This is a genomic window from Lactiplantibacillus sp. 7.2.4 (genome assembly GCF_018991185.1).
Taxonomy (GTDB): domain Bacteria; phylum Bacillota; class Bacilli; order Lactobacillales; family Lactobacillaceae; genus Lactiplantibacillus; species Lactiplantibacillus pentosus.
Genome location: NZ_JAGYGS010000015.1, coordinates 1 through 15,127, shown reverse-complemented (window position 1 = coordinate 15,127; position 15,127 = coordinate 1). Strand labels below are relative to the sequence as shown.

General features: G+C 48.4%; 10 protein-coding genes and 1 pseudogene. 3 read left to right on the top strand and 8 right to left on the bottom strand.

Features of this window, described 5'->3' with window-relative positions; translation table 11 throughout:
- Positions 1 to 436: 436 nt before the first annotated feature.
- The 5 genes and pseudogenes from KGF70_RS17755 to KGF70_RS06930 all read right to left on the bottom strand — a co-directional run bounded on the left by KGF70_RS17755 (position 437) and on the right by KGF70_RS06930 (position 6,510).
- Positions 437 to 1,637, bottom strand: a pseudogene (locus tag KGF70_RS17755) (CPBP family intramembrane glutamic endopeptidase).
- A 213-nt stretch (positions 1,638 to 1,850) separates the two neighbouring features.
- The gene (locus KGF70_RS06940) at positions 1,851 to 3,473 is read right to left on the bottom strand and encodes an ABC-F family ATP-binding cassette domain-containing protein (protein ID WP_216768125.1); all 1,623 of its coding nucleotides are present in this window, start codon (positions 3,471 to 3,473) and stop codon (positions 1,851 to 1,853) included.
- A gap of 329 nt (positions 3,474 to 3,802) precedes the next feature.
- Positions 3,803 to 4,597, bottom strand: coding sequence for a Cof-type HAD-IIB family hydrolase (locus KGF70_RS06935; RefSeq protein WP_216768126.1), 795 nt, complete (start codon positions 4,595 to 4,597; stop codon positions 3,803 to 3,805).
- Positions 4,598 to 4,676: 79 nt separating this feature from the next.
- A complete protein-coding gene (locus KGF70_RS17225; protein WP_367889991.1) occupies positions 4,677 to 5,075 on the bottom strand; it encodes a hypothetical protein in 399 nt (132 codons plus the stop codon).
- A complete protein-coding gene (locus KGF70_RS06930) occupies positions 5,065 to 6,510 on the bottom strand; it encodes a DUF2207 domain-containing protein (RefSeq protein ID WP_253954760.1) in 1,446 nt (481 codons plus the stop codon). The genes KGF70_RS17225 and KGF70_RS06930 overlap by 11 nt, the downstream gene beginning before the upstream one ends.
- A gap of 147 nt (positions 6,511 to 6,657) precedes the next feature.
- Between KGF70_RS06930 and KGF70_RS06925 the strand changes: the two genes are divergently transcribed.
- Positions 6,658 to 9,165 carry an excinuclease ABC subunit UvrA gene (locus tag KGF70_RS06925; protein ID WP_216768127.1) on the top strand — a complete coding sequence of 836 codons (2,508 nt, stop codon included), beginning with the start codon at positions 6,658 to 6,660 and terminating at the stop codon, positions 9,163 to 9,165.
- Between the two features lie 224 nt (positions 9,166 to 9,389).
- Here KGF70_RS06925 and KGF70_RS06920 read toward each other — a convergent pair whose 3' ends face one another.
- On the bottom strand, positions 9,390 to 10,613 hold the full coding sequence (locus KGF70_RS06920; protein WP_216786425.1) for an MFS transporter: 1,224 nt from the start codon (positions 10,611 to 10,613) through the stop codon (positions 9,390 to 9,392).
- A gap of 99 nt (positions 10,614 to 10,712) precedes the next feature.
- Between KGF70_RS06920 and KGF70_RS06915 the strand changes: the two genes are divergently transcribed.
- Positions 10,713 to 11,609 (top strand): helix-turn-helix domain-containing protein, encoded by an 897-nt coding sequence (locus tag KGF70_RS06915; RefSeq protein ID WP_122211072.1) that lies wholly within the window; start codon positions 10,713 to 10,715, stop codon positions 11,607 to 11,609.
- 156 nt (positions 11,610 to 11,765) lie between these two features.
- On the opposite strand, the gene KGF70_RS06910 is transcribed toward KGF70_RS06915, so the two are convergent.
- Both KGF70_RS06910 and KGF70_RS06905 read right to left on the bottom strand, forming a co-directional pair.
- Positions 11,766 to 12,374, bottom strand: a complete 609-nt coding sequence (locus tag KGF70_RS06910; protein ID WP_050340403.1) for an RloB family protein — start codon at positions 12,372 to 12,374, stop codon at positions 11,766 to 11,768.
- Between the two features lie 2 nt (positions 12,375 to 12,376).
- Entirely contained in the window at positions 12,377 to 13,678 is a 1,302-nt protein-coding gene (locus KGF70_RS06905; protein ID WP_050340401.1) for an ATP/GTP-binding protein, read from the bottom strand.
- Between the two features lie 358 nt (positions 13,679 to 14,036).
- Between KGF70_RS06905 and KGF70_RS06900 the strand changes: the two genes are divergently transcribed.
- Positions 14,037 to 14,942, top strand: coding sequence for a proline iminopeptidase-family hydrolase (locus KGF70_RS06900; RefSeq protein WP_216768129.1), 906 nt, complete (start codon positions 14,037 to 14,039; stop codon positions 14,940 to 14,942).
- Positions 14,943 to 15,127 lie beyond the last annotated feature (185 nt).

Sequence of the window (15,127 nt, the reverse complement as noted above, 5' to 3'; positions counted from 1 at the left end):
AAAAAGGGCCGGTAACCAACCGTCCCTTAACTATGATCGACCTGCAAACTCATGCTTGCCATTGTGTATGTGCCTCGTCATGGACCCAGCCCATCCCGAGAGGTATTAATGCTTGTCACACGTTGTGATTCAACTAACTGAGCTACTTATCATTATCAATAATTGCTTATTCATAATGTCCTGACAAAGTAAATCGATCCGGCTCCCAACCTGAACCCGCTGACAAAGCGTATGTATGTTTCCCATAACTCTGTCCTCAGTATAGCGAGCTTGCATTGCGTTTGGATAACACGAAGATTACAAAAATGTTACAGCTGGTCTAAACCAGCCAAAATTAGGTCTAACAAGTCTTTCCACATTTGGTCAAGAAGTACTTGCCCCGTTTTCACGAACAAACCGCAACTGCCGAATTCCGAATGACCAGCTTAACCGGCACTCACATCAACCGTTGATTAACGCGCTCCTGCATGACCTGCCGGCGGGACCCGGTCAAGAAATAGATGGTCAGGCCAACAAAGATAATGACGGTGAACCCAATCGTCTGCCATTCAAACGCGTCCGGTTTCACCATCGTTTGGCTGCCAGAGGCCATCATACTTAGGACATCAATCGCAGCATGAATCGCCATTGGCAACAAAATGCTACCGGAATACAAATAAGCGATGGCTAAGAACCACCCCAGCGTAGCCGCAAAAATCATCTGCTCGATGGTCGCTGAAAGTGGTTGGCCGGCAAAGACATTGGTGATATGCCACAGCCCAAATAAGCCACCACTCAGCCAGACTGCCCAGTCCAGTTGATGTTTACGGTGACGGAAGGCCTGCAACAATAGGGTCAAGACGGCAAACCGATACAGCCATTCTTCCGCAATACCGGGCTCTAAACCACTCAGAAACATCTGCCAAGTTGCCGAGCGTAGCCGAAAGTCCCAATGAATGAACGTCGTTGCCCACGACCCACCAGCACTAAACGCATTCCAGAGACTAAAAGCGGCCCCGACTATCACGATCAAGCCAATCAGGCCGGCCTGAGCATACCGATTAAATCGCGCCGTTGGTCTTTTGAGGCCCCAAGCGCGCATCAACACCCAAATCCGTGATGACAAATCCAAAGGCCCCTAAAATACCCGTATCACTGACCATCTCAAAGACTGCCGGTGCTTTTAGAATCGGTAACAGTAAAAACGTTGAATGTGCACTAACGACGCCGCTAAAGATTGCGGTGATCAGCACCGCAATTCGTCCAATCACGGATTCAATTGGACGTGTGACCACAAATGCGACCGGAACAAACATCACCAGCAAATAGGCCAAGCCCACGGCAATCAGGCCCTGTTCGTCTAACCAGGAGACCTGACTCAGTAGAGCCAGCAGATTTGCCAGCAACACTGGAAATAATGTAAATTGCAAAACCGTTTGGACGTAATAGTTCACGTGGCGCAATCGCCACCAGTGCCCTTGGTCATCCTCAGCCACCGGCCACCAGGCAAACAGCCCCCAGACCAGCAGGACCATTCCACCAACGGGAAAGAAAAAGCCGTTGTTGGTGACAAATAATTGCACCAAGCCCGCCACAAACAAGATGAGCAACTGGCCGACGTACCAGCGGCGTAATAATTGTTCAATTTCTGGCGCCATTAAAAAATCCCCCAATCTGATATGCATTAATCATAACAGATTGCGGGATTGTCTCATGTCATTTTGTTTAATAAAATTGTGCGCATTGATCGATCAATTTAATGATAGACCGCTCGCCGCCGTCTTAAACTGGTGCGCGACTGTGACTCAGCTCAGCTTTCAGACTTTAATCTTTAGTCCGCGCCACATCAACGCTACCGTTTGGCCCCTAGTTTAGTACAGGTCTTGGACCCGACCCTGAGTCGTCTCATGGGCCAAGTATTCATCGTAAGTCGTGTCGCCGCGGTCAACGACACCCTTCGCGCTGACTTCAACAATGTGGTCAGCAATCGTTTGGATAAATTCGTGGTCATGGGACGTGAAGATGATGGCACCCTTGAAGTCGATCAAGCTGTCGTTCAGTGCGGTGATTGATTCCAAGTCCAAGTGGTTAGTGGGATCGTCGAGTAACAAGACGTTAGCCCGACTTAACATCATCTTGGACAACATTCCCCGCACTTTTTCACCACCGGAGAGCACGCTGACGTTGCGTTCCACATCGGTCCCTGAGAATAACATCTTCCCTAAGAAGCCGCGCAAGAACGTATTGTCACTCTCTTCTTTGGAAGCGAACTGTCGCAGCCAGTCGATAATCGGCATATCGTTACCGGCGTATTCTTCATTGATATCCTTTGGCAAGTAAGTCCGGGACGTCGTTTGGCCCCAAGTGACGGTCCCGCTATCTGGTTCCATGGCGCCCGCAATAATTTGCATCAGCGTGGTCGTCGCCAAGTCGTTGCGGCTGATTAAGGCTGTCTTTTCATTTGGTCGTAAGGTAAAACTAATATTGTCAAGAATCTTAACGCCTTCAATTGATTTTGAAACGTTCTCGACCCGGACCAAGTCATTGCCAATCTCACGTTCTGGCGTGAATTTAATGAATGGGTATTTCCGTGACGATGGTTTGATATCATCCAGCGTGATTTTCTCCAACTGCTTCTTACGGGAAGTTGCTTGTTTGGATTTCGAGGCATTCGCACTAAACCGCGCCACGAATTCTTGCAACTCCTTGATCTGGTCAGCCTTCTTCGCGTTGGCGTTTGCCTGCAGCTTAGCGGCCAACTGACTGGATTCCATCCAAAAATCATAGTTCCCGACAAACAACGTGATTTTACCAAAATCAACGTCACACATGTGGGTACAAACTTGGTTCAAGAAGTGACGGTCATGGGAAACCACGATAACGGTGTTCTGATAGCCGGCTAAGAAGTCTTCCAGCCAACTGATCGACTGCACGTCTAACCCATTGGTCGGTTCGTCTAATAGGAGCACATCCGGGTTGCCGAACAAGGCTTGTCCCAACAACACCTTCACTTTTTGAGGTTCCGTTAACTCGCTCATCTTCAAATGTTGCATCGATTCATCGATACCGAGGTTCTGCAAGAGTTGGTCGGCTTCAGATTCCGCGTTCCAACCGTCCATTTCGGCAAATTCGCCTTCTAATTCAGCCGCCCGAATCCCATCTCCATCGCTAAAATCCGGCTTGGCATATAGGGCATCCTTTTCCGTCATGATCTCATACAACTTTTCATGACCACGGATCACCGTTGATAAGACTTCTTCATCTTCAAAGGCAAAGTGGTTTTGGTTCAAGCTAGACATCCGTTCGTTGGGGCCCATTGAGACAGTCCCGGTCGTCGGCTGAAGTTTACCTTCCAAAATTTTCAAAAATGTGGACTTACCCGCGCCATTTGCGCCAATAACGCCGTAGCAGTTTCCCGGCGTGAATTTTAAATTAACAGCTTCATAAAGCTTACGTGTTGAAAACTGCATACTAACATTACTTACTGTGAGCATTGCATTACCTCTTCTTTTTATGATTGAAATTGTCCGATAGAAAAGAGGTCGGAATTAAGTGAACCTTCCAGACCTCTGCGTCGTTAATTATATGAATACAATTCTAGCATGCTTACAACTGCTTTGGCAATTAAAACCACGGCTAGTTTTCTGAAAATCAGCATGAATTTACATCGTTGACCTTACTAAGTCCGACATTGCACGAAAAACCAGTGGTCCTCGTCGACGCGACTGGCGCGCCCACTCAGCCACCAACAAGCGGCCCGTTTACAGCTTCCGGATGCCACTTCGACGAGCACTGCCAACCGTTTTAAATGAGGGTGCCATCATCAGGACAACAAGTGTTTCTCAATATAATCCAGCACCCCATTATCAATGTTGGTTCCAGTGACCGCTGTCGCATTAGCACGCACGTTGGCTGGCGCGTTGTGTATCGCCACCGCGTGCCCCGCGTAATGGAACATCTCTAAGTCATTCGTCCCATCACCGAAGACCAACATCTCATCCGCCGTGATGCCCAGTTGGGCACCCAATTGTTTGAGCGCTCGGCCCTTATGCATACCAGGTTGAATCAAGTCTAAGCTCCCCTGGCCGCCCGATGCTGGCACCGCAATTCCGGCCAGTTTGGGCGTCAACTCATAGACGAGCTGATCCGTCAGCGCCGGTGGACAGATAATATCGAACTTCACCACGGGATCCGTCACTGCCATCAGGTCATCGCAAATCGCGACCCGATAGTAGTATTGCTGCATATTGGCAACGAACTGGGGGTCCGCATACTTGAGCACGTGGACCGTCTCAGTGCCACAGAGCGCAATCTGTAAGTCGTCATACGCCGATAGCGCCGTTAAAATTTGCTGCGTCGCGGTTGGACTAAACGTCGTCGCTGTTAGCCCAGCTGCCCGTTGCCATAATTCTGCACCGTTACCACCAATCATCCACATATCCGGATAGTCGCTAAAAGTCGTCGCGAGTTCAGCCGCCTGATGTCCGCTGGCAATCACAAACTGGATCCCACGTTGCCGTAAAGCCGCGTAATCCTTTGCAAACCGCTTCTGGTCATACTCCCCGCGGTCGTTCAAAAATGTCCCATCCATATCCGTTGCTACCAATTTTATCGTCATCACTAATCATCCATTTCGTGTAAGCCTTTTCTAACCCTTAGATTACCGGTATTAGCCGCAAAGTACAAGGCTTTTTTCATTAAAACGCGCCACCGCCAGAACCGCCACCAAAGCCACCGGAACTCCCGCCAGAGAAGCCGCCAGAACCACCGGATGGCGAACTCGCACTACCGGAAGCATCCAGGGCGCCACTAAAGCTGTCGTTGATGGCACCAGACAGGTCAAAGTCCACCCCGCCGTAACCGTAAAACAGTGGGTAGTAGATCAGCATCCCAGTCGCCAACGCTTCCGTACCAAAATCAATGGCTAACTGCTTGGTGACCTGGTTGGCCAGTCCAAAGGCAGCCGCATAAGGTAACAATTGCTCCCATAAAATCAAGTCACCGACTTCGGCTGTATTGAAATGACCGATGTCTTTCATCATCCGCCGCAAGCCGTTGACCTGGTTGCGCAATGCCAACCCTTCATCAGTATTGATGGCGATGCGTTTGCGCTGAACGAGCCAGCTGACCCAGAAAATAATGGGCCGCTAGCACCGCAACCCCGGCCATGATCATCGCGGCAGTGGCACTGACAAATCCGCCGGCAACTGTCGCCAGCCCACCCAAAATTGTGACCACGACTGCCGCTGTCAACCAGCGATTCCGAATCTGATAGTTATTTTCATCTTGAAAGTTAGCAACCGTCTGATTGATTTCACGTTGCCACTTGCTGAACCACTTGCCGAGCCGTCCAGCTTTATCTCGTTTGCCATACTTTTTAAGGTCGGTCAGTTTGAAGTGACCGTCGACTGCGACTTTGTCAAAACAATGCGCTAGAAATGAGTTCGTAACTGGTTTTAACTGGGTCAACTGCACATCTGGGCGCCGCTTACCTTCAAGCGTCTCAATCGTAAGTTCCCGCTCAGCCGCTGCACGTAAAATTTCAGCCGTCAAGGCATCCGTATTCGGTGATTTTTGTGCCCATAGTGATTCCGCAACAGCCGGCGTCACCGGTGGCACCTCAAACGAGTGATTGATTGGAATCAGCTGCTGATGACGCTTGGCCGGGTGGCGCACAAACCACCAACTATAACCGGCTATCGCCACTAACCACGCAACGACCGCGACACCAAAAGCCACCTGTCTAATCAGCCGATTACGCCGCCGTTTAGCATTAGCTTCCTGCGCCAACTTGGCTTCTTGCTGCTGCACGGCCGCCTTGCGCTTGGTCGTTTCCGTCCGTGCATTGGCGCTGGTGACCGTCGTTGGAAATAGCAGGTGACTTTCAACAAACTGGTTGGCCGGATTGTGTTTCAGCGTCATCGTGACTCGCCCAGCCTGGCGATTGACCGTCGTCTGTCCGCTCAACGGACCATGTGTCCATGCTTGCAAGGCCTGCACGTTTTTAGCCGGCAACTGAATCACGATTTTGACATTTTCTAATGGCACGTCCCAGCCGCTACCAATGACTTTCCAGTTCAATTCCGCCGTATCGGCATAGTTTGTGACGACGCCTTGCAGTTGGTAGCGATAAACCACCCGCAAGCGGTCCCCGTCTTGTACCGACCGATAGAGTTTGACCCGCATCTGCTTGGCATTTTGCGTTAGTTCGTAAGTATTATCGTTCTCAAGATTACCAGCACTAGCCGGAATCACCATGCCACCGTTTAGTTGCGTGGTGACCTTTTGCAGCTTGGCGCCCTGAATGCCCCGTAAATCCTGAACATTGAAGACCCCGTGATAGTTATCATCAAATTGATAATTGACCGTCTGTGTCACGTTTGCACTGCCATCGCGTTGAATCGCCACGTTAACTTGATACTGATTGATATCGTAATCCGCCGACGCCGGCAAGGCTAAGCTCGCCCACAAGCAAAGTCCCACCAGAAATCCCAGCAGGGCCAACCAGTTGACTCGTCCCTTTTTCCACATACACTTCACCCCATATCCCCATTTAATGATTAGCCTAAGTGTATCATACTCGCTGCCAGTCCGGGCAGCTGACAATTGCGGCGCTTTTTTAGGCAAAATCGGACTTTTGTTGTAGCATGGAAAGTGACATGAAGGGAGACGTGCACGATGCCACAAACAACGTTACCGACCCACATTCAAGTGCGGGGCGCACACGTCAATAATTTAAAAAATCTCGATATTGATATTCCACTGAATGAATTCGTTGCGATCACCGGCCGGAGTGGCTCCGGTAAGTCATCACTCGCAATGGGCGTGCTCTATGCAGAGGGGGCCCGCCGTTACTTAAATGCGCTTTCGACCTTTACGCGCCGGCGAATCAATCAAGTCGGCAAAGCCAGTGTCGATTCCGTACAATACCTGCCATCCGCACTAGCGTTACGCCAACGGCCCCAGGTGCCAGGCGTGCGTTCAACGGTCGGCACGATGTCAGAAAGCCTGAACATTCTCCGTTTGGCCTTCTCACGACTTAGTTCAACCTTTTGTCCCAATGGGCACCGGATGCCGCCAACGCTGGATGTCGCCGAAAATGACGGCTATGTCACCTGTCCGACCTGTGGCGTTGAATTTCGCGCACCGGGCGCTGAAGACTTTGCCTTTAATTCAGCGGGGGCCTGCCCAACGTGCGGTGGCTTAGGCCAAGTGCGTCAAATCGATCCATCGCTGATTATCGCTGATGAGAACCAGACGATTGAGGAAGGCGCCGTCGCTTCATGGCACCTCCCCGGCCGTAATTTTATGCCGATCGTTGCCCGCGAGATTGGGATTCCCATCGATATCCCCTACAAGGACCTCAGTGCCAGCGATAAGGAACGCGTCTTACACGGCCCGAAGCAAACGGTCGCCATTAATATCCCGAGTTCTAAGGGGAAAATTTTTCATATGGACAACGCGGTGTATGAGAACGCCTTTGCCGCCGTCGAAGACAGTATGGCAACGACCAAAAACGAACGCGCCATCACCCGACTGAATCGTTTCTACAAGTTCGATACCTGTCCGGACTGCCACGGCTCCCGGTTCAATCCCCAACTCCTGAAGCAAGAATTGAATGGTGAAAATATCGCAACAGTCAGCGACATGACCGTTGCTGACCTGCACCAGTTCGCAGGCACGATCGTCCCCTGGCTACCCGCTAAAATGCACCATCTGGGGCAATCGCTAGTCGATGAATTGCTGCTGAGTCTGCAGCCGATGGAAGAACTGGGTCTGGATTACCTGACACTCAGTCGGCCCGGCGCGACCCTCTCAACTGGTGAATTGCAACGGATTCAGCTCGGGCGGACCTTGCGAAGTGCGACAACCGGCGTTTTGTACGTCCTCGATGAGCCTTCCGTCGGGCTGCATCCCGCCAACGTCGACGGCTTGATCAAAGCATTCCGCGGCTTAGTCGCCCAAGGTAACTCAGTCGTTGTCGTGGACCATGACACCAGTATTATTAGTGCGGCCGACGATGTCATCGAAATCGGTCCAGGCGCCGGCAAACACGGTGGTACGGTTGTTGGTCAGGGTACCGTGGCCGCTATCAAACAAGATTCGAATTCCTTGATCGCGCCATTCCTCAATGGTAGCGTGCAACTGCGCGAGCGGCCGGTACTTACGGACGAGGCCCTCTGGCAAAAAGGCGCGCTTTCAATTGAGGTCGCCCATCACTTTAACATCCAGGACATCACGGCGCGGATTCCTAAGAACCGTTTCACGACTGTCACGGGGATGAGTGGTGCCGGCAAAACCACGCTGGTCTTGGATAGTTTGATTCCTGCATTGACTGCCAGCGCGCAGAAGCGCCCCTTACCCGCGCACGTCAAGGCGTTTGATGCCAATCATATTCGCCACGTTGTCACGGTCGACTCGGTCCCGGTTGGGAAAAACGTCCGCTCAACCGTTGCGACGTATACCAATATTTTGGACCAGTTACGCAAGCTATTTGCGGCCACCCCGGCAGCGCAAGACCACGGCTGGACGGCCAGTCAATTCTCCTACAACGTGGCTGCCGGCGCTTGCCCAACCTGTGGCGGAACCGGCCAGATTTCGCTCGACGTCCAGTACTTGCCAGACATCACCGAAGTTTGTCCACAATGTCACGGCAAACGCTACAATAAGCAAACGTTGACGGTAAAATGGCATGACTATTCGATTGCCGACATCCTCGATATGTCCGTGGACGAAGCGCTCCCCGTCTTTGAAAACCAGACCGCCATCGAAAACACGCTCCAGATTCTGCATGACATGGGACTCGGCTACCTGTTGTTAGGTGAAAGTACGCCAGCACTCTCTGGTGGTGAAGCTCAGCGACTTAAGCTGACCTCCAGGATTGGCAAACGTCAGGCAGGAACTCTGTTTGTCTTCGACGAACCTTCCGTGGGCCTGCACCCCTTGGATATTCAACAACTGGTCAAAGTCTTCGACCAACTGATTCAACAGGGCGCCACGGTCATTGCCATCGAGCATGACCTGGACGTCATCGCCAACGCCGATTACGTGATCGACATGGGCCCCGCTGGTGGTATCAATGGCGGAAACATTGTCGCCACTGGGACACCAGTTGCAGTCAGTGAAAATTCCGATAGTGTGACTGGAAAATACTTGAAGGCCCATCTGGCGTTGTTTCGGAAGTAACTTAACGGCGTGGATGTAGCGGGCATTGAAGTGATGCCCCTGCCTGGCAGCTCAATTGGTTTCACGATTGTTGTCGCGGTTAGGCTATACTGGCAATTAACGACAATTTAATACTGAAAAAGCAGTTCAATAATAATAAGCGTGCCATCTCGAAAATTGTCATAAGTTCGAGATGGCACGCTTATTGACTTTACCGGGCAATTATTCAGTTGAACTGAATAAACCTAAATTGACGCGGATCGATGTGCATAAATCGCCCAAACGAATGCTACCAAGCACAGACCAATCGCCAGCAGACAGGGGGCGTTGGTCCCAACCAAGTTGTATAACAAGACGATTCCGACACTGCCAACCGGTGCCGCCAGCGTAACGATCGAACTAATTGTGCCGAAAAATGATCCGGTCAATTCCGGTTCAACCTCCCGCATCATAATCGCAAACATCTTCGGGTCTAGTTTGCCACTAATAAAGCCCACCGCAAACATTCCGACTAAAATCAAAGTGAGCCGCGGCCACCACAACAAAATGGTATAAGTCAGCGCTGGCGCCAGGATTGCGACCAACAACAATTGATATAATGAGCAACGGTCAAACCAGGTCGTTTTGGTCACACCGCCCAGCACGTTGCCGGCAATCAACACGATGTTGACTAACAGAATCGCCACCGAATAGCTGACGTGCAGTTGGGGTGCTAGACTGATGAATTTCAAATTCAAAATGGCATCGAGACTCATCGTGGCCACGTTTAAAATCATTAAATTAGCGAGATAACTCACCGCGTCCATCCCAGTCACGTTGCGCATGACACGCTGGATTACCGGCCAGACGGGCAACTGCTGCGGTGACGTGACCATCGTTTCGGTCGTTTTGATCGTCGTGCGACCAATCAATAAACAGCCTGCTGCCAGAATGAAAGTCAGCGCATTGATTATCCCAGCAAGTGCATAGTTGTGGCTTTGGGCAATAATCAGGACCCCCAGCGTCTGCCCCAAGGGTTCAATTAGCGTCCCCACACTGGAATTAACGCCCATCACTTGTTGCCGGCTGGCAGGCGCAATGCGCGCTTGAATCACAATTGTCAGTAGATTACCACCATAGCGACCGAGCACGTCGGAAACAAAATTAATCACGACTACGATGTAAAATACCCAAGCCGTCTCCTGATTGATGATACGTGCCAAAATCAAGTACAGCCCCGCTTGAACCAGTTTGGTGCTGATCAGCCAATTCGTTTTCTTTTGCGTCTGGTCAGCAAACCGCCCCGTCAGTCCACCGAAGACATATGGCACCACCGTTGCGACCGAGACGACGGAGACGAACCAGTGAGGATTTGAGAATCCTTTCGCATAGGTCAGCAGGATAATATTGAACAGGCTCACGCCCAGCGTCGTGAAAAAATTGGCGCTCAGAATTGTTTGCAACGTCCGATTTCGTAATAATTGAAGCATGTTGATCACCGCCATTAAATTAATAGCCTTAGCTTACCCTGCTGCAGCATGGTACAATCAACAAGTAGGTTGCATATATGCCACATAAAGGAGATTGCGATGGCGACAATTGGCGAAACGATTCATCAGATTCGGTTAACAAAGGGTCTTACACAGCAGGAAGTCTATAGCGGCATCATCTCACGTTCGTTTGCCTCCCGGTTTGAATCCGGTGCAAATGACATCGGTGCTAGCAAGTTATTTGCGATTTTAGATAACCTGGCCATCTCAGCTGACGAGTTACGGTTTATTCACCAGAATTATCAGCTGTCGCCTTATGAACAGGCTTTGGCGACGATTCAGCAGGCCTATCGCGCCCAAAACTTTCCTGCGATGGCCGACTGGATACGTGACCATCAACATAGCGACCGCGCTTACGAACAGCTAGTCGCGAGTTACGCCAGCATTCTATTACAGACCTATGATCATCGCTCAATTCCCCTCACTTCGGCCACTCGCCCAGCGTTTGACCATTTGCGGCAAGCTAAGACTTGGACCCGTCAGGAATTGAAATTAATCCAGTTACTGGTACCAATCGTCGCCACTGTCGAAGGGCTGCCGGCATTAACACCACTCACCACTAAAATGGTGACTAATTGCACTCGCTATCAAACGACTTGGGGTGACCCATTCCACGTTCTAAATGATTTAATTGCCTATTATGGCGCCTGCTTTCAAGTCCAACTGAACTTTCATGATTTTGACGCAGCCCGTGAACTACGAGCCAAGCTCACGGCCATTTCCAGCCAGCAACTCAATTGGGATGGCCGTCTCGACCAGCAATTTTGGCTCGGAATTTGGGCGTTATACTTTGGCGACTGGCAGGCCGGTAATACGCTACTAGATGAAATCTTTGCCCTCGAAGCGCGTCACCAGCCGCGAATCGACAACACTATATTCGCAATTCGGCGTGTCCGAACACAACAGGCACGGGCCTATCGCGAGGAACACACTTAAAATAGAGATGAATAATCAAAACGACGTCTCACTAACACTGCTGTTCGTAGTGTTGGCGGGACGTCGTTATTTAGATTGATCAGTTGTCTATTAAAATATTTTCTTACAAATTTCCCCATAATCACTAAAGTCCCATCAAAAATTAGTTCAATACCATCAATCTTCTCGCCCAAAAATTCTTTTGATATGTTCCTGAATATTAACAAAAGGGTCATCAGTCACCAAATTCGTCTGGGTAATTGCAAGACGCCTAGCATTACTAATGGCAGTAGAAACGCGATCTACGAGGAATTTATCGTATTCAGCACCCTTAAAACGCGCATAATCTTGATTAAACCGACCGGGTGCTGATAGTTTACGATTCAGTTCAAGTTTAGTGTAGGCTTTGCTGAAATAGATAAAATGTAATAAAATCCATGCTTCAAAGTTTGTACTAGAGAAAATGATTTCAATTTCATTGGCACGCGCTAGTTTTTGTGCACGTTGAATATCAGTATGTGTCAGATCATCCCGGTCAAAAACCGCAAAGACAGCATTAACTTGTCTCTTTTTCTTTAGTGGCCTCGTTTTATCAACAATTTCAGTAATTAGCTTAGTTCCTTTCATGCTATCCATAGATTCGATTTTTAAACCGACCTGATGTGCCTGCACATTGGAACCGCGATACTTACGTCGAAGCATTTTAAAATATTCAACTTCTGATGTCCCTTCACAATAAATACCGATAATTTCTTTTAATGGCTTGTTCTGCCGCTTTCTCCCCATAACTAATGACCACTCAATTTCGTCATATTTTGTTCAGTATCAATCAGTGCGTCCAGCATTTTATCAGGTTCAATGATTGGTGTTGCCCCAAACCGCCCCTCGACATAACGTTTCATATAGCTAATACCACCACGAGTCGTATGCCGAGTATCTTTAAAATCAAAAAGTGATGTCAGCTGACTTTCACCCTTAAAGTCCTTTTCAACTAAATAGATTTGGTCAGTGCGTAATTCAGAATCAAGTAATTGGAGTTCATGGGTGGTCAAGATGAATTGGTTCTGACTGGCGGCCGAATTGAATATCCGAATCATGGCTTGTGATAATTCTAAATGTAACGAATCATCAAATTCATCAAACAACAATGTTTTATGATTACCATTCAACTCGGCGTTGATAAAAGCTAACGCAATCATCAAGATTTTTTGCGTGCCACGAGACTCGCTTTCCATCGCCAAACTTTTGGTCCCAATCATGTTGCCAGCTTCATCATAAACTTTATGCACCGCGAATAATTTATTCATCATTTGATATGAAGAATATGATGGATACGACGGGTTAGCGGAAAAGGCCGCCAAATGACTGTCAGGCATCGTCGGCTGCTCATTAACTTCTAAATCAACGATATTGAAATCGGCAAAATGCAGAAAATTAAGCAACTGGTTTTTAACCTGTTCATTCTTGGCTAGACCGACTAGTTCACTAACGACGGGTGTGGGCTGATAGTCACCGACAAACAATAAGTCTTCAGCAAACCAGGTAAATACTTCGGTCGCGACACAATCGTTGTTTTGCATTGCGGTATATAAGACCAGGCTGTTCTTTTTAGTGCGCTTTGCAACTTCATTTAGCGCTGGCACGCTAGTCTTGAACCCTTGCGCCGAACGCTCAAAATAAACTTTGGGACGTCGTTTTTCAGTGATTGTCAGACATTCATAGCTAATTTGTTTGGCATTATACGAGAACTGATAACCATAAATCCGCTGACCCACCGAAAAGGTCACGGAAAACGTTGTATCAGACAGTTGTGTCTCCGGTGCAAGCACAAACCGGTCAGCCGTTAGTAAGTCAGTCACCTTACCTGGATCATTCAAGACGATGGTCTGCATTTGCTTCAAGCCAGCCAGCAAATTGGATTTTCCTGAACCGTTGGGACCAAAAATCAACAAATTCTTCAAGAGCCGTTTACCGTTCATGACGACCGTATGCGTTGCTTGAAATTTGCGTAATCGCTCGCCTGCTTCGGCTGACAACACGGTTTCGGCTTTAAATGATTTATAATTCTGCATGCTAAAATCGATTAACATCAAATCCGCCTCCTTTTCCTAGTCTTGGTTGCACAATCAGTCGTTTATAACTAACACCATACCACATTATGTCGTTTTTACGTGAATAAAATGGTTTAAACCTCTTAACAAAAAACAAAAATCAGTTCTAATCACAATTTATCGTGATTAACATTAGTTTTCACACTTAAATCAGTTCGTTAACTGTCGATTCCAACACAACACCGAGCTGCAGGCCTACAGTAACCATCATTATCGCTGAATCAAACGCTCAGTGAAAATTACGATTAAATAGATTGCTTAGATTAAAAAATGATTTGAAAATAGTTAAATTCCAGTGTATTGTAGACGCTAACCAATTATCTCAGGAGGTTCTCGCATGAAAAACATGACACGGATTTTAACGCTCAGTAACGGTTATCACATTTGGACCCATACTAGTAATCTAGGCGGCAAGACTAAATTACTCTGCTTACATGGCGGTCCCGGTGATACCCATGAAGTTTTCGAACGTTTTGGTCCTGAATTAGCCGCATTAGATATTGAAGTCACCATGTACGACCAACTAGGTTCTTGGTATTCTGATACGCCTGACTGGGAAGATTCAGCTATCCGTAACAAGTTTCTTAACGAGGACTATTACCTAAGTGAGGTTGATGAAGTCCGTCAACTACTCGGGTATGACCATTGCTATCTTGCCGGTCACTCGTGGGGTGGTATGTTAGCAATGACATACGCCGCTAGTCACCAAGCTAATCTCGACGGGCTGATCATAATCAGCATGATTGATAATATCGCTGATTATTTGAAGCGCATGAAGGCGATCCGAGAAGCCGAATTCTCTCCAGCCGAAAATGCATTTATGCTAACCGTTGAGAAACGGCAAGAATGGGATAATCCCCATTATCGTCAATTAATCACTCATCTCTACCACCAATACATCAATCGCCGCCAACCCAGTCCAATGCAACATCAGGTCGATATTCAGGCTAAACCAGTTTATAACCATTTTCAGGGTGATAATGAGTTTGTCGTCTATGGTGTTCTTGATGACTGGGACTTTTCCGAACAATTGGCAACAATTCAACTACCCACATTATTAATGTTTGCGGACCACGAGACGATGCCATTAGCGACTGCCGAACGAATGCAACGACGGATGCCAAATGCCAAGTTAGTCGTAACACCCGACAGTGGGCACAATCATATGGTCGATAATCCCGACGTCTTTTTCACCTATTTACGAAACTACTTTTCAGACCAACTGACAGATTCTACACACTAAACACAGCTATTAAAAATAGTTTCTGATTACTCGTTATTCAAAGGAGTACCTGCCTATGGAACTAAAACACGTTTCAAAATCAACATCTAAACGTCATACCAATCTCGATGACTTTGGCTACACACAGGAGTTAAAGCGCACACTCTCCGTTAAAGACTTAGTCATCTACGGTCTGATTTTTATGG

Coding starts and splice junctions, on each gene's coding strand:
- KGF70_RS06940 (WP_216768125.1), bottom strand. CDS start 3,473: ATGCTCACAGTAAGTAATGTTAGTATGCAGTTTTCAACACGTAAGCTT.
- KGF70_RS06935 (WP_216768126.1), bottom strand. CDS start 4,597: ATGACGATAAAATTGGTAGCAACGGATATGGATGGGACATTTTTGAAC.
- KGF70_RS06930 (WP_253954760.1), bottom strand. CDS start 6,510: ATGTGGAAAAAGGGACGAGTCAACTGGTTGGCCCTGCTGGGATTTCTG.
- KGF70_RS06925 (WP_216768127.1), top strand. CDS start 6,658: ATGCCACAAACAACGTTACCGACCCACATTCAAGTGCGGGGCGCACAC.
- KGF70_RS06920 (WP_216786425.1), bottom strand. CDS start 10,613: ATGCTTCAATTATTACGAAATCGGACGTTGCAAACAATTCTGAGCGCC.
- KGF70_RS06915 (WP_122211072.1), top strand. CDS start 10,713: ATGGCGACAATTGGCGAAACGATTCATCAGATTCGGTTAACAAAGGGT.
- KGF70_RS06910 (WP_050340403.1), bottom strand. CDS start 12,374: ATGGGGAGAAAGCGGCAGAACAAGCCATTAAAAGAAATTATCGGTATT.
- KGF70_RS06905 (WP_050340401.1), bottom strand. CDS start 13,678: ATGTTAATCGATTTTAGCATGCAGAATTATAAATCATTTAAAGCCGAA.
- KGF70_RS06900 (WP_216768129.1), top strand. CDS start 14,037: ATGAAAAACATGACACGGATTTTAACGCTCAGTAACGGTTATCACATT.